Annotated in this window: 1 rRNA gene; it reads left to right on the forward strand. The window is 50.2% G+C overall.

What is annotated here, in order from left to right:
- The first annotated feature begins 140 nt into the window (after nt 1–140).
- Nucleotides 141–257 (forward strand): 5S ribosomal RNA (rrf, locus tag A8709_RS31420).
- Nucleotides 258–259 lie beyond the last annotated feature (2 nt).

Raw genomic sequence — 259 nt, forward strand, 5'->3', positions numbered from 1 at the left:
ATAGGTTCGAGGTGGAAGTGCGGCAACGTATGCAGCTGACGAATACTAATCGGTCGAGGGCTTAACCAAAATTCCTAAGAGAAATACCTACGTTGAAGTTTCGTATCTAGTTTTCAAGGCGCAAACAAACGCTTTGACTGTTTGGTGATGATGGCGGAGGGGACCCACGCGTTCCCATCTCGAACACGACCGTTAAGCCCTCCAGCGTCGATGGTACTTGAACCGCAGGGTTCTGGGAGAGTAGAACGTTGCCAAGCAA

It is taken from the genome of Paenibacillus pectinilyticus, assembly GCF_001700435.1.
GTDB classification, from domain to species: Bacteria; Bacillota; Bacilli; order Paenibacillales; family NBRC-103111; genus Paenibacillus_E; species Paenibacillus_E pectinilyticus.